Source organism: Moorella sp. E308F, assembly GCF_006538365.1.
GTDB lineage: Bacteria > Bacillota > DSM-521 > Neomoorellales > Neomoorellaceae > Neomoorella.
In genome coordinates this window covers 913837-934140 of sequence record NZ_BJKN01000002.1, presented here as the reverse complement: position 1 = coordinate 934140, position 20304 = coordinate 913837, and the positions used below count along the sequence as shown (strand labels likewise).

The following is a 20304-nucleotide window of genomic DNA, read 5'->3' as shown; positions in this document are numbered from 1 at the left end:
TAGAAAGGGTGGGTAAATGCTTTTAAGTGAAGCCGATCTGAAGGCCATCCTGGAGGCCGCTCTGGCTGAAGGTGGCGATTTTGCAGAAATTTTCCTGGAACGGCGCCGGACGACCAGCATCAGCTGCGAGGATAATAAGATTGAACGGGTTATATCCGGCCTTGACCAGGGAGCCGGCATACGGGTCATTGCCGGGGAGAACACCGCCTATGGTTACAGCAATGACCTGGGCCGGGAGAGCCTCATCCAGACGGCAACCCTGGTTGGTAAAGCCCTGCAAAGCCGGCCCCAGCCCAGGGAAATTAGCTTTAAACGGCCGCAAGCACAAGTGGAATTTACCATTAAAAAGCGGCCCGACCAGGTGCCGGTAGCCGAAAAAGTAGCCCTGGTGCAAAGGGCCAATGAGGCCGCCCGGGCCGTCGATAAGCGCATTACCCAGGTTACGGTGGGTTACGGCGACGTTATTCAGGAGGTAACCATTGCCAACAGCGACGGCATCCTGGTAGATGACGAGCGGGTACGCTGCCGTTTTGTCGTCAATGCCGTGGCCACCGACGGCAAAATTATCCAGACAGGTTTTGAATCGGCCGGCGGGCACCAGGGGTGGGAACTTTTTGAAAGCGTTAACCCAGAAGAGAAGGCGCAACAGGCTGCCCGGCGGGCCGTCATGATGCTGGAGGCCAGGCCGGCACCGGCGGGCAAGATGCCGGTGGTTATGGCGGGCGAGGCCGGCGGCACCATGATTCACGAAGCCTGCGGTCACGGCCTGGAAGCCGACCTGGTCCAAAAGCAGCTTTCCGTTTACGCCGGCAAGAAGGGGCAGAAAGTAGCTTCCGACCTGATAACCGTTATTGACGATCCCACCATTCCCGGCAAGTACGGTTCGTACCGTTTTGACGACGAAGGTATGCCGGGACAGAAAACCGTGCTCATCGAAAACGGCATCCTGAAGGATTATATGTATGATTACCTGACAGCCCGTAAGGAGAACCGCCGTTCTACCGGCAACGGTCGCCGGGAATCTTACCAGGACCGCCCCATACCCCGCATGACCAATACCTTTATCGCTCCCGGCAAAGACGACCCGGAAGCTATTTTGCGGGAAACCAAGCACGGCCTGCTGGTCAAGCGCATGGGCGGCGGACAGGTCAACACCACCAACGGCGACTTTGTTTTTGATGTGGCCGAAGGGTATCTCATCCAGGACGGCAAGATTGGCCCGGCCGTCAGGGGGGCCACCCTCACCGGCAACGGCCCCGAGGTACTGAAGATAATCGACCGGGTGGGCAGCGACCTGGGCTTCTCCTTAGGTACCTGCGGCAAAGACGGCCAGGGAGTACCGGTTGGAGATGCGCAGCCCACGATTCGCATTCCTGAGATGGTAGTTGGCGGCATCCTGGACGAGGAGGATAAAGGCTGATGGATTACCAGGTTTTACAAAAACACTACCTTGACCTGGCGGCGCGGGTGGTAGAGATGGCGGCCGAAAAAGGGGCTATTGCCGAAGCCTACATAAGTGCCGGTGAAAATTTAAGCATCGAGGTGCGCAACCAGGAAGTCGAGGCCCTGACTACGGCCCGGGATCAGGGCCTGGGTTTAAGGGTCATAGCCGACCAGCGGGTGGGTTTTGCCTTTACCACCGATTTCAGCCCCACGGCCCTTGAGCTTTGCGTAGAGCAGGCCCTGGCCAACGCCCGGATGGCTACCCCAGATGAGCATAACTGCCTGCCGGCCCGCTATCCCGGCTACCCCCAGCTGGACCTCTTTGACCCGGAAATTACCACAACCCCGGTGGAAAAAAAGATCGAGCTGGTGCGGGAGATTGAACGCCAGGCCAGGGCTTATGACCCGCGGGTGAAGATCACGGAAAGCTGTTCCTATAACGATTCCCGCTACCTGGTTGTCCTGGTAAACTCCCAGGGGATAACAGCCGCTTACCTTGCCGCCTACTGCGGCGCCAGCACCTTTGTGGTGGCGGTGGAAAACGAAGAGAGCCAGACAGGTTTCGGCCTGGCCTATAGCTTGCGGTATAAAAATATCGATCCGGCGAAGATCGGCCGGGAAGGGGCGGCCAGGGCCGTGCGCATGCTGGGAGCCAAAAGGGTTGATACCCAGCGGGCGGCCGTTGTTTTTGACCCCTATGTAGCCACCAACTTCCTGGGGGTCATCGCCCCGGCCCTTGCTGCCGATGCCGTCCAGAAGGGCAAATCCCTTTTCCGGGGCCGGGTGGGCCAGCAGGTGGCGGCACCGGTTGTGAATATTATCGACGACGGCCGCCGGCCGGACGGCATTGCCTCCAGCCCCTTTGACGGCGAGGGAGTACCCACCCAGCACACGGTGCTGGTGGAAAAAGGGGTCCTTAAATGCTACCTGCACAACACCTATACAGCCGCCCGGGACGGGGTAAAATCCACCGGCAACGGTGCCCGGGGTTCATTCAAGACAACACCGGAAGTCGGGACGACCAATTTTTATATCGCGGCCGGCTCCCGCACCCCGGAAGATATTATTAAAGAGATCCCCAGGGGACTTTACGTCACCGAAGTCATGGGCATGCATACGGCCAATCCCATCTCCGGCGATTTTTCCGTCGGCGCCAGCGGCCTCTGGATTGAAAATGGCGAGCTGACCAGGCCGGTCCGGGGCGTGGCCATTGCCGGCAACATCATCGGCCTCCTGGAGGGCATTGACGCCGTAGGCAACGACCTCACCTTTTTTGGCGCCACCGGTGCCCCGACGGTGCGTATTGCCAGCATGACCATCAGCGGGTAAGTACACTCTACCCAAGAGAGCAATATTATGGTAAAATAGCAGCCATGAAGATTTTAGTGTTAAATGGGCCCAATTTAAACCTCCTGGGCAGCCGGGAGCCGGAAATCTATGGCCGGACTACCCTGGCCGATATCGAAGCCGGCTTAAGGGAGCAGGCTGCCGGCGCCGGGGTGGAAATAGAGTTTTTCCAGTCCAACCATGAAGGGGCCCTGATTGACCGTCTTCATGAAGCCCGGGGGCGGGTAGACGCCGTGGTCATCAATCCAGGGGCCCTGGGACATTACAGCATTGCCCTGCGGGATGCCCTGGCGGCCCTGGATTGCCCGATGGTAGAAGTTCACCTCTCCAACATTTACCGCCGCGAGGAATTTCGCCACCAGACGGTAACGGCAGCGGTGGTAGACGGCCAGATTAGCGGTTTTGGGCCTTTAAGCTACCGCCTGGGACTGGAAGCTGCCATAGAGCTGGTGCGCTCGCAGCGTGAGGGTAAACCTGAAAAATGAAGGGCGGGCTTTTTTTGACCACAAGGTTAGACCGTCTGCGCCGGCTTATGACGGCGGAAGGTATCAAGGCCCTGTGGGTACGCCAGGAAGAAAACCGCCGCTACCTGAGCGGTTTTACCGGCGACAGCGGCCAGCTTCTCATTACTACAACATCGCAATATATATTAACCGACGGCCGCTTTACTGAACAGGCCAGGGAGGAAGCGCCGGATTTTGAGGTAGTGGACCTGGGCAATAAGCCGTGGGAACAGCTGGGTGCCACCCTGGCTGCTGCCGGTGTAGCAGAACTCCACTTTGAAGCAGAGCACCTCAGCTATGCCACCTATGAAGAGTTTTTGGAGCAGGCCAAAGACTGGCCGCGCCCGGTCAAGCTGAAACCCGTAAAGGGCCTGGTAGAAAGGTTGCGGCAGGTAAAAGAAGAGGCCGAAGTGCAACTTCTGCAAAAAGCCATTGACCTGGCCGATGCCGGTTTCCGCCACCTGCTCCAGATCTTACGTCCAGGTGTCAGCGAGCGGGACATAGCCCTGGAGTTAGAATATTTCCTGGGTAAACAGGGCTCCAGCGGGCCATCCTTCACCACCATCATCGCCAGCGGTCACCGGGCGGCCCTTCCCCACGGGGTGGCTTCCGGCCGGGTACTGCAGCCGGGTGACCTGGTGGTGATGGATTTTGGCGCCGTCTATGAGGGCTACCACTCCGATCTTACCCGCACGGTAGCCCTGGCGCCGGTGGCCCCGGAATGGCGTCACCTCTACCACGTCGTCCTGGAAGCCCAGGAGAGGGCTATCGCCGCCATCCGTCCCGGGATGACGGGCCGCGAGGTGGACGCGATAGCCCGGGAACATATTGCCGCGGCCGGATACGGGCCCTATTTCAGCCATGGCCTGGGCCACGGTGTGGGACTGGCTGTTCATGAAGGTCCCACCCTTTCCAGCCGGAGCGAGGTTAAACTATCTCCGGGGATGGTGGTCACGGTAGAACCGGGAATTTACCTGCCCGGACGGGGCGGCATCCGCATTGAGGACGTGGTCCTGGTCCAGGAAAACAGTGCTCGCATCCTGTCCCATGCCCCCAGAGAATTTATTGAGCTATAAAGGTTCTCATACGTTTATTTTACGGCACAGCGCAGTGAAGACAAAGGGCAAAACGGTTGCTAGTTTTTAGTGAGAGGTTTGAAAAGGTGGGCATCGGTTTTTCATCCAGAGACCGGCTTAATAAATTGTAAGCGCGAATCCCACCTCCCACCTCCCACTTCTCAATTCCCACATCCAATCTAGGAGGTATCCCGCTTGATATCCACCAACGATTTCCGTACTGGTCTTACCATTGAGGTTGACGGTGAAGTTTACCAGGTAATTGAATTCATGCATGTCAAACCAGGCAAGGGTTCGGCCTTCGTCCGTACCAAGCTGAAGAACAGGCGTACCGGGGCGGTAATTGAGCGGACCTTCCGGGCCGGGGAAAAAGTCAACCGCGCCCATATTGACCGGCGCGAGATGCAGTACCTCTACAATGACGGCGAAAACTATTACTTCATGGATACAGAAACCTACGAACAGTTATCCCTGCACAAAGATCAGCTTGATGACGCGATAAAATATCTAAAAGACAATATGAACATTTATGTCCTCCTTTATCAGGGGGAAACCATTGGCATCGAGTTGCCGAACTTCGTTGAGCTAAAGGTTGTGGAAACAGAGCCCGGCATCAAGGGCGATACAGCCACCGGCGGTTCCAAGAACGCCGTTTTAGAAACCGGTGCCGTAATCCAGGTGCCCCTCTTTATCGAGGTGGGAGATGTCGTCCGCATCGATACCCGTACCGGTGCCTATATTGAGCGGGCCTAGTTTAAGTCCGGCCAGGGCCGGTAATAATAAAAGGTAGAAAGGGAAAGGAGTGTAGTCAATGAATGACGTCCGCAAGAAGGTTGCCTACCTGAAGGGGTTAGTGGACGGCATGGAGTTAAACCCCGAGAGCAAGGAAACCCGCCTCCTTAAGGAAATAGTCGAAGTCCTGGAGCAAATGGCCGAGGCTCTCCACGACCTGCATGAGGACTATGAAGAACTAGAAGACTACCTGGAAAGCATCGATGAGGACCTTTATGATTTAGAAGATGAGGTTTATGATGACGAAGACGAAGATGACTATGACGACGAGGATGACGAGGACGACGAAGACGAGGAAGAGGGCGACTACATTGAAGTAGAATGCCCGAAATGCCACGAGATAGTTTGCTTTGATGCCGATGTCCTGGATGATGAGGATGTAGTGGAAGTTACCTGCCCCAATTGTGAGACGGTCGTCTTTGTCAATGAAGAAGGCGAAACCAGCTCCCTTACGGCTCGAGAGGAAGAAAAGAAAAACTCTCCCGACACCGATGACATCTAGTTCTGAAAAAGATCATAGCATCAGACCCCGTGATGGGGTCTTATTTTTTTTGCCCCGAATTTTCTCTTGCATAAAATTGCCAGGATCATAATAAGCATAATGGCAGGAGGGAGAAAAATGGGCAGCGTACGGCTGGTCAAGGGTGACGGAAAACCACCTTTAGGACAGGCCGGGGAAGGCAGGGGAGGGGGGCTCTCCGGGTTGTTGGCCTTTTTGCCGGCAGCGGTCGCTACTTCCCTGGCTGCCCTGCCCCTGGAGGTAAAAGCTGCCCTGGAAGAAATCCGCCTGCGGCGGGAGCGGCCCCTCCAGGTGCGCTGGGGTGCCGGTGAAGGCTGGGTGCAGGCTGGCGGCACTTTGACAGCTGTACCCAACCTGGCCTATATCGTAAGCGAAAACGATCTCAGCCAGACCATCCAGGCCCTCACCCGCAGTTCCCTTTATGCCCTGGAGGAAGAATTGCGCTCCGGGTATATCACCGTGAGGGGCGGCCACCGGGTGGGGCTGGTGGGCGAAGCAGTGGTACGCCAGGGAGAAGTTCAAACCTTAAAGAATTTTGCCGGCCTTAATTTGCGCCTGGCCAGGAGTATCCCCGGTTGTGCCCGGGAGTTAATGCCCTACCTCCTGGAGCAGGGGCGCCCCCTCAACACCCTTATTCTTTCACCGCCGCGTTGCGGCAAGACTACTTTACTGCGCGATATTATCCGTCTTTTCAGTAACGGCATAGGGGAACTTAAGTTTCCCGGGGTCAATGTAGGCGTGGTGGACGAGCGTTCCGAAATTGCCGGCTGCTGGCTGGGGGTGCCCCAGCTGGATGTCGGCCCCCGGACGGACGTCCTGGATCGTTGCCCCAAGGCGGCCGGGATGTTGATGCTCCTCCGGTCCATGGGGCCGGAGGTCATTGCCACCGACGAGATTGGCCGCCCGGAGGAACTGGCGGCTTTACAGGATATTTTAAATGCCGGGGTGACAATTCTGGCCAGCGTCCATGCCGGCAGCCTGGAAGAGTTGAAACACCGGCCGGGCTGGAGGCCGCTCCTGGAGCGGGGTTTCTGGCAACGCTTGATAATCCTTGGCCGTACCCTGGGACCGGGGACCATCGAATTCCTCCTTAGCGGGGACGGCCGGACCTTGCGCCGCGGTCCCTGGCGGGGGGAGGGCAAGGCATGTTAAAAATGGTGGGAGGCGGGTTGATAATCCTCACCTGCGGTTTGCTGGGCCTGGAGAAGGCCCGCGGTTTTAGCGCCCGGATTGAACAGCTGCGCCAGTTAAATGCCGGCCTGAAATTGCTAGAGACGGAAATAATCTATGGGGCTACCCCCCTCCCCTTGGCTCTCACCCGGGTTGGGAACCAGCTGGCCGGGCCAGTGGCTTTATTTTTCCAGACTGTGGCCCGGGCGCTGCAAGAAAACGCTGCCGCCGGTGCCCTGGCAGCCTGGCAGAGGGGCCTGGAGGAACTGGGGCGGAAAGGGGCCCTGCAGCCCGGGGATCTGGAGATACTAAAGGCCCTGGGTCCTATGCTGGGTAACTCCGGTGCCGGCGACCAGATTAAAAACCTGGAGCTGACCCGCCAGCTCCTGGGGCAGCAGCAGCTGGCAGCCCACGAAGAAAACAATCGCCAGGGCAAGATGTGGCGTACCCTGGGTTTCCTGCTGGGGATAACCCTGGTGCTGTTGCTATATTAAAGCTTCGGGAGGGAGAAAAGATGCTGGGCGTAGATGTGAGCCTGATTTTTAAACTGGCGGCCCTGGCCATTATCATCACTATTTTTTATACTTTCCTGAAACAGGCCGGGCGGGACGAATATGCCTACATGACCCTGCTGGCCGGCCTGGCTATAGCCTTACTCTGGGTCATTCCCTTGATTATGGATCTCTTCAAAGCCGTACGGGCTGTCTTCCAGCTGTATTAAAGGGGTGGCCCCGGGATGGAGATTTTCCAGATCGTCGGCCTGGCCCTGACGGCTACCCTGATTATTGTCATGGTGCGCCAGGCCCGGGGCGCCGATACGGCCCTCCTCATCAGCCTGGTGACAGGAGCAATTATTTTTCTCCTCCTCCTGGACCGCATTGGTACGGTGGTCAAGGTCCTGGCCGACCTCTCGGCCAGGGCCGGTATCAACCAGTTTTACCTGGATACCATCTTAAAGATCATTGGCATCGCCTATGTGGCCGAGTTTGGCAGCCAGGTCTGCCGGGACGCCGGCGAAAATGCCATTGCCGGCAAGGTGGAGCTGGCCGCCAAGGTATTGATTATGGTCCTGGCCATCCCCATAATTGTTGCGATCCTGGAAAGCATTATTCGCCTCTTGCCGTAAGGCAGACAAAGGTTCCTGCTCCTGCCGCGCCTGTTGCAAGGCGGCTTATATAGAAAGAAGCAGCAAGGTTGTGATTTCATGTGTCAGGCAACCACTGCGTGGAAGTTGCTGGTAGTCTTAATTTATATTGGGCTTTACGGATTATATACAGGGCTTACTGCCCCCTCGGCCCTGGCCTATTATCCGGAACCGGCCACAGGAACAGAAGCGGCGGCTGCCATGACCCTGGACGAGCAGCTGGAACGCCAGATGGCCAAACTCAACCTGGGGGGCATCGATACTTTCCTTAACCAGCTGGACCGGGAAGTGGGCCAGTACCTGCCCCGCTTGGGCTTTCAGGAAATCCTGGCCAATCTTCGCCAGGGAAAATTGCCCCTGGATCCGGCGGCCGTCGGGCGGGGGCTGCTAAAGTATCTTTTCCATGAGCTCCTGGCCAGCGGGGCCCTGCTGGGCCAGCTCTTAATCCTTGCCGTAGCCTGCGCTGTGCTGCAAAATTTACAGGCAGCTTTCAGTGCGGGAAGTATCAGCACCGTGGCCCGGGGAGTGGCCTTCCTGGCCCTGATTACCCTGGCCCTGACTTCCTTTACCCTGGCTGTCCGTACCGGCGGGGAAGCCATCGACCGGATGGTATCCTTTTTTCAGTCCCTGCTACCGGCCTTGATTACCCTGCTGGCAGCAACCGGGGGTATAACCGCCTCTACTCTATTGCAACCGGTTTTGATCTATGCCGTAACCATTACCGGTACCCTCATGCACAACGTTCTCTTTCCTCTCTTGTACCTCACGGCCTGCCTCACGGTAATCGGCCGGATCGCCGATCGCTTCCAGGTGTCCAAAATGGCCGGGCTCCTTAAACAGGCAGCCATGGCCGCCCTGGGGCTGATGATGACCGTTTTCACCGGTGTGTTATCAATTTACGGGATCGCCAGTTCAGTTGCCGACGGAGTTGGCCTGCGGGCCATTGAATTTGCCACTGATGCCTTTTTACCTGTGGTCGGCGGCATGCTGTCCGATGCCGTCGAAACCGTTGCCGGGACAACCCTGCTTTTGAAAAGCGCTGTCAGCCTGGTAGGAGTAATCATTATTTTTTTCCTGGCCGCCTTTCCCATGTTAAAAATTCTCTCCCTGGTGGTTGTTTACAAAGTGGCGGCGGCCGTGGTCCAGCCCTTCGGTGAGGACCAGCTGGCCGACGCCCTGGACGGCATCGGCGGGGCTTTAACCATGGTCTTTGCCTGTGTGGCGGTCACGGGATTGATTTTTTTCCTGGCCATAGCCGTAATCGTCGTCCTGGGCAACATCACGGTAGCTTTAAGGGGGTAGGCAGGGAATTGCTAGCTAAAATCGGCGAGATAGTCCGCCAGGTAGCTCTGATTGCCTTGCTGGCGGCCTTCCTGGAAATGCTCTTGCCGGAAAAAAAGATTACCCGTTACGTCCGGCTTGTTTTAGGGCTCTTTGTGGTGGTCGCTATTTTGACGCCCCTGGCGGAAGGGTTGCGTTTCGGGCCGGAGCTGGAGCTGGCTGCCTGGGACCTGCGCCTGGACCCTGCGGCCGCCGCCCCGGTGCAGCAGGGCCGGGAAATGGCCCGGGCCAATGACGAGGCAGCCCTGGAAATTTACCGCAACCGCCTGGCCGGGCAGATCAAGGCCCTGGTCACCCTGGTACCTGGCGTAAAGCAAGCCGAAGTACTGGTGGACGTATCCGGCGAAAAGGAACGGCTGGGGGCCATTCGCCGGGTGGTAGTCACGGCCACCCTGGCTGGAGCGGAGACGGCAAAAGGGGGCGGGGATGCACCACCTTCGCCTGCCGGCAACCTGCCTGGCACTCAATGGCTCGCGCCTCCTGAAACCCAATTACCAGGGAGGCCGGAACAGATCGCGGGACAAGAGGAAGGACTACCGTCAACTGCGCCCCAAATTACCGCTGCTGAAGTCCAGGAGATTCAATCCCGTATTGTCACCATGATTACCCACTTTTATGGACTGGAACCCGGCCAGGTCGAAGTACGGCTGCTATATGGGAAGTGAGAAGGGTTTTATTTTCAGGGAGGTGTTGCCCATTGGACAAAAATAAGTGGCCGGACTGGCGCTTCTTGCCCCAGAAACCACCCTGGTACCTCTGGCTGGCTGCTGGCGCCCTTATTTTGGGGACCATCTTTATCAGCATTGGTAATCTTAACAGCTCTATCCAGCACCAGGGGGTACAGGCGACAGGGCAAACAGCCAGCCAACCCGGACTGGACCGGCAGCAGACGGAACTAATGGTCACCGCCAGGGAACTGGAAGTCCAGCTCCAGGAGATATTAGAGCAAATCGCTGGTGCCGGCAGGGTGGCGGTGCGGGTATCTTTAAAGACCAGCCCCTTAAAGGAGTTTGCTACCAATACCAGGACTAGCAAACACAGCGTGGAAGAGAAGGATCAAAGCGGCGGGACCAGGGTAACTACCGACAGCAACGAAGATGCGCAGCTGGTCATGGCCAGGAACGGCCAGATGAATGGCGGTGAAGCGCCGGTAGTAGCTCGTGAAACCCAGCCGGAGGTTCTGGGAGTAGTGGTAGTGGCCGATGGAGCGAATGATCCTCAGGTGCGGGCGCGTTTCATCCAGGCGGTGCAAACCCTGTGGGGCCTGGCACCACACCAGGTGCAGGTGCTGCCGATGGAAACCGGAGGGAGCAGTAAGTAACTATGACTGTGCTTTTGATCAAGATGCCAAAATTGGGGAGGGTGAAAAAGATGATTAAGATAGGTGATAAAGGACGAGTAATAATTGCCCTGGTGCTGACCTTTGGCGTCCTGGCTTACCTGGTCCAGGGTGACCAGCAGGGAACAAAGCCGGCCGGCATAGATCTACCCCTGGAGCGACCGGTCCAGCAGGCCAGCCAGCCGGATACCGGTGGAGCTACTAAGGTGGCGGCGCCAATCAAGGACCAGGCAACGGTTAGTGGACCTAAGGCAGAGGATATACTCAAGGAAGCAAGTTCTAAAGCTGAAGGAGGAGCCGCCTTCTTTATCGAGTACCGCCTGGAAAGGGACCGTCAGCGCAGCCAGCAGATCGCCCTGCTCAAGCAGATTATCGATAACCCCAACGCGGGCGGCGAGGGCAAGCAGGAAGCCCAGAAGCGGCTGGTGGAACTGACCCAGCAGATGGACCTGGAGATGCAGCTGGAAAAGCTCATCGTCGCCAAAGGTTATAAGGATGCGGCGGTGTTCATCCAGCCCAATGCCGTAAACGTCATTGTCATGGCCGACAAATTCGGCGACGAGGACGCCAACAAGATCGGCGACCTGGTCTCCCGCTCCACCGGCCGCCCCCGGGAGCAGATCAGTATGATTCATAAGAAGTAGATAACGCTAATTAAATAACACCCCAACGCCGGCGGGGTACTGGTCCTGGGTTTAGGTTGCGAGAACAACAATATCCCGGCCTTCCGCCAGGTGCTGGGAGAGGTAGACCCCGGGAGGATTAAATTCCTGGTAGCCCAGGAAGTAGAAGACGAAATGACCGCTGGTTTAAGGCTCCTTAAAGAACTGGCAGAACATGTTGCCACCTCCAAACGCGAGCCCTGCTCAATATCCGAACTAAAAATAGGGTTAAAATGCGGCGGTTCCGACGCCTTTTCCGGCATAACCGCCAATCCCCTGGCAGGCCTGGTAGCCGACCGGATAATAGCAGGGGGCGGCACGGCGGTACTCACCGAAGTACCGGAAATGTTCGGCGCCGAAACCATCCTCATGGACCGGGCCGTGGATGAAGAGGTGTTTCAAAAGATAGTAAAGCTGATCAACACCTGGAAGCAATACTACCTCGACCACGGCCAGCCGGTTTACGAGAACCCCTCACCCGGCAACAAAGAAGGCGGCATAACCACCCTGGAAGAAAAGTCCCTCGGCTGCGTGCAGAAAGGCGGCACGGCAGCAGTGGTAGACGTCCTGGATTACGGCGAGAGGTGCCAGAAGCAGGGGCTCAACCTCTTAAGCGCGCCCGGCAACGACCTGGTATCCTCCACGGCCCTGGCGGCGGCCGGCTGCCAGATCATCCTTTTCACCACCGGCCGGGGTACACCCCTGGGCACCTGCGTGCCCACGATAAAAATCGCCAGCAACACTGGCATTTACTATAAAAAATCCCGGTGGTTTGATTTTAACGCCGGCCGGGTCCTGGAGGGTGAGAATATGGCGGAACTGGCAGGAGAATTACTGGAGCAGGTTTTGCGGGTAGCCTCCGGAGAACCGACAAAAGCGGAAACCCTGGGTATAAGGGAGATCGCTATATTCAAGTCCGGGGTCACCCTCTAAAAGTCTTTTGAAAGAACTCCTTTACTCTCAAGTTAAATTTTATTTTATGATCCAAACGTCCGTAAAACGGAGTGGGTACGGAGAGGGTAGGTGGATGGTGGGGGGTGGCTAGTTCCTCTCCCTGATCTTTGAGCCTTGTGGCGTCTTGTTTTTTGGTGTAAACTGTTAATAGGGATAGGTTCTGACGGGGGACAGGAGTATGTATCTTCAGGAATTTTACAGGGCATTAGAGATTGTTAGTGCAGCTGTACAGGAAGTGAAAATGGCTTCTAAAGTGATTTAGGTAAGTACTCAAGGTACTAAGAGCTGTTATACCCGCGATGGTTTGACATAAAAATGCCCTGCGGCAATACCCCTGCAGGGCTTTTATTTTGTTAGCGGCATGCACGCAAAAACCCTTTCTGTAAACTCACTACCTTGCACCAGCAGCCCGGATTTCTACTTTAGCACCGTCGGGTACTTTTTTTAACAGCCCGGGATCGCTTAAGATGCGTCCGATTTTATTTACTGGGCTGGCGGCGCGGGGCTTGTCATCAATGCTGGCGGGCGTAGGCCCGAAGAACAGGCAGAAGGCGTGGCCCGGCGGCCAGTAAGCGATGTCACCTACTTCCATATCTGCCGTGGCTCCTTCTTCCAACCCGGCCTTTACGGGAATCGGGAAATAAATTTCATCGCCCCAGGTATTCACCCGGCTGCTTATGGGCAGGGCCGCCTCAATTTTCCGGGCGGTTTCGCTGTCGTTGAGCTCGGCCAGTACGGTCAGATCACCAAATTTAATGGCAATTTGCATGGTAAAAAACCCCCGGTAATGAAATTCCAGGCATATTTTAGCATACATACGGATAGGACTTCAATAATATATTTTATTTTGTGGCAAGATAAAAAACCGGAGACATTACAAATCCCGGCAAGAAATCCGGGTTGGGGAGTTGAAGGTTTAGATTGCGACGCCAATTATTTCTTTTCTTGCTCCTGTTTCTAGCTTTAATAATGATAGGGGTGATAACGTTGAATAAAAAGGCCGTACGCTTACCGCTGCCGGGGGAACCTTCAGCGCCGACACCGGCCCGGCAGACTTCCTATTATGTCCGAACACCTGTGGCCGACGTCCGGGCCAACCCCGGCCGGGAGGCGGAATTGGTTACCCAGGCCCTGCTGGGGGATGAGGTAAAGGTATTAAAGCAGGAAGGGGATTGGTTACAGGGCCAGGTACCTGACGGCTATATCGGGTGGTTGAAAACAGCGGATGTGGTCCTGGACACTCCCCCGCCGGCCCGGGACCTGGCAGTTGTGACCGTTCCCCGCGCCTTACTGTACCGGCAGCCGGAAGGTGCGGACGCCACCGGTGAAGCCTTATTGGCTACTGACTTACCGCTGCTGCGGCAAAGAGAAGGCTGGATGGAGGTCTGGCTCCCCGGCCGGGGAACGGCCTGGCTACCGGCAAACGAGGTTGAGGTCTGGCCCGGGGGAAAGGTGAAAGGTAAGCGCAGCGGCGAGGATGTAATTAAGACAGCTGAACGCTTACAGGGAGCACCTTATCTCTGGGGCGGGGTCAGCCTTTACGGCATCGACTGTTCCGGGCTGACTTTCATTGCCTATTATTTAAACGGCGTCCGGCTGCCCCGGGATGCTGATATGCAGTTCCAGGTGGGCCGGCAGGTGGCCCGGGAGGAACTGCAACCGGGCGACCTGGTCTTTTTCAATACGGAAGGTTCGGGGAGCCTGCCCACCCATGTCGGTATTTATACCGGCAACGGAGAGTTCATCAATTCCCGTTCCGGCCGGGGCGTCATATCCAGCCGCCTGGATGAACCGTTATTTGCCAGGGGATACCTGGGAGCGCGGCGTTACCTGCAGTAAGAACGGGTATTCGAGAGCGAGGAGCGGCCATGATGGGGCCGCTTTTTTATTGCCGCTAGGACGCACTGATAATAGCAGATTATAGCATACTTCTGGAACAAGGGGATACTTTTCGGAAAGCCGCCTTCAACCTTTACCAGGACCGGAGGAACTTTTTTGCGAAGATAGGATAACCTTGGAGGAAAATGGTAGTTTGCGTCGAATTTCTAACTTTATTAGCGGGAACGGAAACATAGCAATATGATAGCTTTGAGACGATGAAGCCGGGGTAAATATTTCGGTCCGGCCTTTGTCCCTGGTGATAAAAAGGGAGAAAACCCCCTTGATAAATTTAGAATAGATTCCGGGACCGGAAACGGTCTCGAAAGGAGGGCTGAAAATCTTGCTAGCCTTGCCGGAAAAGAGCATCCTGCTGGTGGAAGACTCTACCCTCACCAGGTTTTCCTCCAGGAGAACACTGGAGGAGAAGGGCTACCTGGTGGACGAAGCCGCCAGCGGCCAGGAAGCGCTGGTTAAGGCCAGGGGAAAAGTAGAACCGTACGACCTGGTGATTCTCGACATCCACCTCCCGGGAATGGACGGCCTGGCTGTGCTGGAGAACCTCAAACGCCTGCCGGAGTATCGGTACGTTCCGGTCATGGTGGTAACGGTCGAGAGCAACGTCACCGTGGTCAAGAAGGCGATAGATCTGGGGGCGGTAGAGTACCTCTGCAAGCCCTACTCGGTCGAGGAGCTGGTGCGCCGCGTAGAGAAACTGATAGGACCTGGCGCCAGGGGAGAAGTAGCCCCTGCGGAGCTGCTGCATAAAGTACTCAGGAATGAGATCAACCGGGCGAGCAGGGGCGGGCTAAATGTAGCCCTGGTTCTGGCCCGGTCTGAAAGGTTGGGCAAGGGAAAGATTGGGGAATGCGCCAGGCAGGCGCGGCGGCGCCTGCGCGAGATAGACACCGTCATAGAGCTCAGCAAGAGTACGCTGGCGTTGATTCTCCCTCATACGGGGAAAGAAGGCGCGCAGGTGGTGACAACGAAACTGGAGGGTTTCCTGCCTGGTACGTGGAGCTACGGGATTGCGGTATATCCCGACAACGGGAAGGATGGGGAAGAGCTTTTCGCCTACGCCGAAGTTGCCCTTAAAGAGAGCTGGGAGAAAAAAGAGCCGGGTGCGCCAGCCCAGCAGCAAGCATCTGACACGTAGATCCCAGGACTTATGCCGCAGTCCAGGCTCTCAGCCCTCCGGTCAACGGGCAGTGTTATGCTTAAGGGGAAGTTATACTAGTGCTTTTTATCGGCCTGCCCTTGGTGCTGGCCGGTATTTCCCTGGACCTACTGGGAGAGTTTTTCCGCTTCTCTCCTTTGCTCAAAAGAATAGTGAGCGAACTTATTCTTTCCAACACCGGCACCTCTTTAGTCCTATAGTCGATGATGGAAATGGCCCGGGCTTCATGCCGTTACCAGCGCGAGGCCGAAAGCGACCCGCTTACCAGTTATACAACCAGCGGGCCTTTTTTACCTCAGCGGCGAGCGTGCTAAAGAGGCCCAGGAAGGGAAGCGCAGCCCAAGGGCCGCGCCTGGAGACACTCCGGGCCCGGCTTGAGAAGCATCTGCAAGCGATACGGTTTTCTGGTGCGGAGATACCCTTGAGCCTGTCGGTGGGGCTGGCGCGGTTTCCTGCAGACGGGAAAGACGTAGATGCCCTGCTCGCAGTGGCCGACGCCAGGGATGTACGCGGACAAGGAGGGAAAGAAAGGCCGCCGAAGAGCCGGCATTTAACAGTCCTGCTGAACTACCGGTCCGGCAAGCAGGCCTTTTTTGGCAAGCACTCCCAGCAGGAGGTATGGGGTTCCTTTCATGGAGAGAGGAAAATTAATGCAGTACTACGAAGAACTGAAACACATCGGCTTACAAAGACTGCAAGAGAGCATGAGCCAGGCCCTGGGGCTGGCAGCTTCGGTCACCTATCCGGACGGACAACTCCTCACCAAAACCTCCAACCTATGCTCTTTCTGCGCCCTCCTTAATGCTAATCCAGAAGGAAGAACCAAGTGTGGGGCTTCACGTGTAATCTTTGCCAGGGCTGCCGTGGACGCAGGAAGAGCAGTCCTCGACACCTGCCATGCCGGGCTGGTACATGTGGCAGTACCCCTCCGGGTAGCAGGAAAAACAGTAGCGGTACTGGTGGGCGGCAGCGTAGCGCTTAAGCCGCTCACAGAAGAGGAAGTAGCCGAACTTGCCCGGGAGACAGGCATAGACCGGGAAGAGCTCTGGGTAGCGGCCCAAGGGGTACCTTTGTGGTCTGAAGAACGGCTGCGGAAAGCGGCGGAGATGATACGGGCAGTAACGGAAACTTTGGCCCAGCTGATATACACCAAGCAGGAACAGCAGAAAAAGGCAGACGAACTCAGTGCTCTCTTTGAATTCAGCAAAACAGTTTCCGGCAGCCTGCAGGTGGCCGAAGCCGCCCGGAAGGGACTTCAGGCGGTGCTGGAATTGACCGGTGCCACCAGCGGGTCGGTGGTGATGCTGGGCGAAGCGGAACCAGGGGCGGCAGCTCTTGAGGTAGCAGCTACCATGGAGCCGGACAACAAATTAAGGGTTATTCCTGCAGGGGAAATAATAGCCGCGGTTGGGCGGGAAGCTATCGCCGCGCACTTTGACAGCCGTCCCCGAGAAAGCACGCCCGAAGAAAAGCTGCCGGCAGTTGCAATACCTCTTAAAGCTGGCGGCAAGGTGATGGGAGTACTCACCTTAGCAGGCAAGCCAGGGGGGCAACGCTTCACCGAAGAGGAAGCCGTCTTTTTGACCACCCTGGGCACCATTCTGGGGCTGGCCCTGGAAAATGCCCGGCTTTTCCGGAAGGTGCAGGAAAGGGCAGCAATGCTGGAACGGCTGATCGAAGTAGGGCAGGTGTTATCGAGCCACCTTGATGTCGATCTAGTGCTTGAATCAGCCCTGGCAAGTGTAAGGGACGTGCTGGGTGCACGGTGGTGTGCTCTGCGGGTGCTTGACGAAAATACCGGCGAGCTGGTGCTGAGGGCCAGCCTGGGTATGAACCAGAAGTTGCAGGCGAGGGTCGCCCGCGTTCGGCCGGAGGATAACTTGCTGGGTGAAGTGCTCCAAAAAGGGGAAGCCGTGGTAGTGGAGGACCTGGCCGCTGACGGGTCTGGCAGGTACCTGCCCTACTACGCGCTTGAGATGCGAGCCCTGATTGTGGTGCCGGTGAAAGCAGGCGGAAAGATACTGGGTACATTGAAGGTTTATTCTCCTGTACCGCGCCGCTGGTCGGAAGAAGAAGTTGAGTACCTGGGTACCGTTGCAGCTCAAGTCGGGCTGGCGCTGGAAAACGCCCGCCTTTACTCCTCGCTGCGGGAGTACTACCTGAGTACCGTACAGGCGCTGGCAGCGGCATTGGAGGCCAAGGACGTATACACGAGGGGGCATTCCATCCGGGTAGCTAAATGGGCACGCTCCTGCGCCCGTATGCTGGGACTTGGTGCTGAAGAGGAGGAACATGTTTATATGGCCGGCCTGTTACACGACCTGGGCAAAATTGGCATACAAGAGGACATTCTTCTTAAACCGGGCCCCCTCACCCCGGAAGAAAGAAAAGAGATGCAGGGTCATCCTGAAGTAGGAGCCAGGATCCTGGAACCGGCCCGGTTCCCAGCGGCGGTCATTGCAGCCGTACGGCACCATCACGAAGACTATGGGGGCGGGGGTTATCCGGCTGGCCTATCAAGAGAGGAGATCCCGCTTCTGGCGCGCATTATTCGTGTGGCCGATGCCTACGACGCCATGACCTCTGCCAGGCCATACAGGGAAGCATTTACCCCGCAGGAGGCATATGAGGAATTGAAACGGTGTGCAGGCCGGCAGTTTGACCCCCGGGTGGTAGAGGCATTTTTACGGATTCCGCAAGAGGAAATGGAAAATATTGCTATAACGGGGGGGGGGGGGCACCCTGATAGCTTTGCTTGGCGAAATACTTTTTTTACTGAGGCGGCCGCTCTGACCAGAGCCGGGTCATACATGGCGGGGAGGGCAACGACCGTTCTGGATAAGCAGGCGGGATGGCATATACTGGACAACGCCACGTGCAACCGCGGCGGTAACAAACAATAGTCCCCCCAATGAGCTGTGTTCTTGGAGCGTTGCCAAATTGATCAGCATATAGAAAGATGCGAGGGCAACTGTATAATGAGTATAGAGCAACTAAGGGGCACTCCATTTGGGCCCCAAGCCGCAAGGTTGAAGGTGGCCCTTCCTGTTAATAATCGAGCAGCAAGCGGCTTTTTACTTGGAGGTAGACTGATGGACACGGTTCCAGGGAAGAAAATACTCATAGTGGAGGACAGCAGGCTTCAGGCCCAGATAGCAGCGGATATCCTCAGCAGGCACGGGTATATGATTGAAATTGCCCTCACCGCAGAAGAGACCCTGAAAAAAGCATCCGGTCCGGAATGTCCCGACCTCATTCTGATGGACATTGACCTGGGAGAAGGGATGGACGGAACGACGCTCTCCAGACGGATTCAGCAGGTTAAAGACATCCCCATAGTATTTCTCACCGCCATCTCTACCCGGGAGGCTGTAGAGCAAGTCCGTTCGGTCACGCGCTACGGGTATGTTCTGAAGGGCGCCCCGGAACACGTGCTGGTGTCCACCGTAGAGATGGCCCTGAAGCTCCATGAAGCCCTCTCTCTGGCGCAAATGTACCGCAGGATAGTCGAGGGGTCCTTGACGGAGGTCTATATCTTTCATCCCGGCACGTTAAAGTTCCTGGCAGTCAACCGGGGGGCCAGGGAGAACCTTGGCTATACCGAAGAAGAACTCCTGGACATGAACATCCTGCATCTAATGCCGGAATTTGACGGGGAGAGCTTCAGAGCCCTTCTGGCTCCTTTACAGCAGGGTGAAAAAGAAAAGATCGTATTTGACACTATACACCGCCGGAAAGACGGTTCCCTCTACCCGGTGGAAGCGCACCTGCAGCTCTTCGGCCATGGGAAAGACGGCATAGGCGTGGCCTTTATATTGGATTTGACAGAACACAGGAAAATGGAAGAAAAGCTGAGGCAGCAGGGAGAGTTTCTGCAATCGCTCCTGGCCGCCCTGCCTGTCGGGATCTTTATCATCGACCCCGCATCCCACCGCATCGAGGAGGCCAATCTGGAAGCGGCGGCCATGATCGGAGCCGCACCCGAAGAGATCGCAGGCAGATCCTGCTGGGAATTTTTCCCGCAATCCGCAGGGAAATGCCCTATTACTACGTCGAATGAAGAGATCGATCGCTCCGAACGGCTTTTGCGCCGGAAGGACGGGAGGGAGATCCTCGTGCTTAAGACGGTAAAACGCTTGCGGACGGACAGCGGGGAGAAACTGGTGGAAACCTTTATAGACATTTCCGAACGCAAATACCTGGAGGAAGAGCTTTACCGCCTCTCCATCACCGACCCCCTGACCGGCGCTTACAACCGCCGTTATTTTTTAGAAATGCTGGAAAGAGAAATTGAGCGTAAGCAGCGGACGGAGCATTCCTTAGCCCTGATCATGTTTGATCTGGATCACTTTAAGAGTATTAACGACCGTTTCGGACACGCCGCCGGCGATCGGGTTCTTAAGAGCCTGGTGACCGCCTTTAAGGAGAGGTTGCGCAAGACAGATTGCCTTGCCCGCTGGGGCGGGGAAGAATTTGTGATCCTTTTGCCCGACACGACCGCGGCAGGGGCCGCCAGTCTGGCGGAAGAACTTCGCCACCGGTTGAGTCAGATGGAGATCCCGGGTGTGGGGCACGTGACGGCCAGCTTCGGAGTGACCGGATATTGTTCTGGTGACACTGTGGAGACCATCATCCAGAGAGTAGACAGTATGCTATACAGAGCCAAAGAAAACGGCCGGAACTGTGTATGCGCCTGCCAGTAAAGTAATCCGGCAGCAAATGGCCAGCGCAAAATCATTGTTGGCCCCCGGGAGGAGCATAAAAGCTCTCCCCGGGGCTCCGGCTTTTAGGGGCAGGGAGTGGGCTGCTTTCCTGCTAAGGAAGGGGTTGAAGCATTTTCAGCAGGTGGGTTTGCAAATGTTTGCAACTCTTAAAGAAATGATTCCCGTAAGCCGTGAAAATTAAGGGCTCAATGGTTTAAGGCAAATATATTGTATACTTGCATTAAGAAATATTGC

The 20304-nt window shown here is 56.5% G+C and carries 20 protein-coding genes and 1 pseudogene; 20 read left to right on the top strand and 1 reads right to left on the bottom strand.

What is annotated here, in order from left to right:
• Positions 1–16: 16 nt before the first annotated feature.
• The 15 genes and pseudogenes from E308F_RS11180 to E308F_RS11110 all read left to right on the top strand — a co-directional run.
• Positions 17–1420, top strand: a complete 1404-nt coding sequence (locus E308F_RS11180; RefSeq protein ID WP_141264975.1) for a TldD/PmbA family protein — start codon at positions 17–19, stop codon at positions 1418–1420.
• Complete coding sequence (locus E308F_RS11175) at positions 1420–2772, top strand: TldD/PmbA family protein (protein WP_141264974.1); 1353 nt, start codon at positions 1420–1422, stop codon at positions 2770–2772. Before E308F_RS11180 ends, E308F_RS11175 begins: the two co-directional genes overlap by 1 nt.
• Positions 2773–2816: 44 nt before the next feature.
• Positions 2817–3275, top strand: a complete 459-nt coding sequence (gene aroQ, locus E308F_RS11170) for a type II 3-dehydroquinate dehydratase (protein ID WP_141264973.1) — start codon at positions 2817–2819, stop codon at positions 3273–3275.
• A gap of 14 nt (positions 3276–3289) precedes the next feature.
• A complete protein-coding gene (locus E308F_RS11165) occupies positions 3290–4369 on the top strand; it encodes a M24 family metallopeptidase (protein ID WP_141264972.1) in 1080 nt (359 codons plus the stop codon).
• A 195-nt stretch (positions 4370–4564) separates the two neighbouring features.
• Positions 4565–5122: an elongation factor P gene (gene efp, locus E308F_RS11160; protein ID WP_141264971.1), complete on the top strand. Its 558-nt coding sequence runs from the start codon at positions 4565–4567 to the stop codon at positions 5120–5122.
• A 58-nt stretch (positions 5123–5180) separates the two neighbouring features.
• A complete protein-coding gene (locus tag E308F_RS11155) occupies positions 5181–5663 on the top strand; it encodes a CD1247 N-terminal domain-containing protein (RefSeq protein ID WP_141264970.1) in 483 nt (160 codons plus the stop codon).
• 117 nt (positions 5664–5780) lie between these two features.
• Positions 5781–6833, top strand: coding sequence for a stage III sporulation protein AA (gene spoIIIAA, locus E308F_RS11150; RefSeq protein WP_141264969.1), 1053 nt, complete (start codon positions 5781–5783; stop codon positions 6831–6833).
• A complete protein-coding gene (locus tag E308F_RS11145) occupies positions 6827–7345 on the top strand; it encodes a stage III sporulation protein AB (RefSeq protein WP_141264968.1) in 519 nt (172 codons plus the stop codon). The genes spoIIIAA and E308F_RS11145 overlap by 7 nt, the downstream gene beginning before the upstream one ends.
• Positions 7346–7365: 20 nt before the next feature.
• Positions 7366–7572 carry a stage III sporulation protein AC gene (gene spoIIIAC, locus E308F_RS11140; RefSeq protein WP_141264967.1) on the top strand — a complete coding sequence of 69 codons (207 nt, stop codon included), beginning with the start codon at positions 7366–7368 and terminating at the stop codon, positions 7570–7572.
• Between the two features lie 15 nt (positions 7573–7587).
• The gene (spoIIIAD, locus tag E308F_RS11135) at positions 7588–7977 is read left to right on the top strand and encodes a stage III sporulation protein AD (protein WP_141264966.1); all 390 of its coding nucleotides are present in this window, start codon (positions 7588–7590) and stop codon (positions 7975–7977) included.
• A 78-nt stretch (positions 7978–8055) separates the two neighbouring features.
• The gene (gene spoIIIAE, locus E308F_RS11130; protein WP_141264965.1) at positions 8056–9297 is read left to right on the top strand and encodes a stage III sporulation protein AE; all 1242 of its coding nucleotides are present in this window, start codon (positions 8056–8058) and stop codon (positions 9295–9297) included.
• Positions 9298–9305: 8 nt separating this feature from the next.
• The gene (locus tag E308F_RS11125; RefSeq protein WP_141264964.1) at positions 9306–10001 is read left to right on the top strand and encodes a stage III sporulation protein AF; all 696 of its coding nucleotides are present in this window, start codon (positions 9306–9308) and stop codon (positions 9999–10001) included.
• Positions 10002–10033: 32 nt separating this feature from the next.
• Positions 10034–10657 (top strand): hypothetical protein, encoded by a 624-nt coding sequence (locus E308F_RS11120; RefSeq protein ID WP_141264963.1) that lies wholly within the window; start codon positions 10034–10036, stop codon positions 10655–10657.
• A gap of 50 nt (positions 10658–10707) precedes the next feature.
• Entirely contained in the window at positions 10708–11319 is a 612-nt protein-coding gene (locus E308F_RS11115; RefSeq protein ID WP_141264962.1) for a SpoIIIAH-like family protein, read from the top strand.
• Between the two features lie 18 nt (positions 11320–11337).
• Positions 11338–12270: pseudogene (locus E308F_RS11110) on the top strand (UxaA family hydrolase); the annotation flags it as partial.
• Positions 12271–12682: 412 nt separating this feature from the next.
• On the opposite strand, the gene E308F_RS11105 reads toward E308F_RS11110, so the two are convergent.
• Positions 12683–13060 carry a cyclophilin-like fold protein gene (locus E308F_RS11105; protein WP_141264960.1) on the bottom strand — a complete coding sequence of 126 codons (378 nt, stop codon included), beginning with the start codon at positions 13058–13060 and terminating at the stop codon, positions 12683–12685.
• 218 nt (positions 13061–13278) lie between these two features.
• On the opposite strand from E308F_RS11105, the gene E308F_RS11100 reads away from it, so the two are divergent.
• The 5 genes from E308F_RS11100 to E308F_RS11080 all read left to right on the top strand — a co-directional run bounded on the left by E308F_RS11100 (position 13279) and on the right by E308F_RS11080 (position 20049).
• Positions 13279–14130 (top strand): NlpC/P60 family protein, encoded by an 852-nt coding sequence (locus E308F_RS11100; protein ID WP_172613906.1) that lies wholly within the window; start codon positions 13279–13281, stop codon positions 14128–14130.
• 382 nt (positions 14131–14512) lie between these two features.
• Entirely contained in the window at positions 14513–15325 is an 813-nt protein-coding gene (locus E308F_RS11095) for a GGDEF domain-containing response regulator (RefSeq protein WP_172613905.1), read from the top strand.
• Between the two features lie 80 nt (positions 15326–15405).
• Positions 15406–15546 carry a hypothetical protein gene (locus E308F_RS15900; protein WP_172613904.1) on the top strand — a complete coding sequence of 47 codons (141 nt, stop codon included), beginning with the start codon at positions 15406–15408 and terminating at the stop codon, positions 15544–15546.
• 450 nt (positions 15547–15996) lie between these two features.
• A complete protein-coding gene (locus E308F_RS11085) occupies positions 15997–18249 on the top strand; it encodes an HD domain-containing phosphohydrolase (protein ID WP_141264958.1) in 2253 nt (750 codons plus the stop codon).
• 189 nt (positions 18250–18438) lie between these two features.
• Complete coding sequence (locus E308F_RS11080) at positions 18439–20049, top strand: GGDEF domain-containing response regulator (protein WP_141264957.1); 1611 nt, start codon at positions 18439–18441, stop codon at positions 20047–20049.
• The last annotated feature ends 255 nt before the right edge of the window (positions 20050–20304 follow it).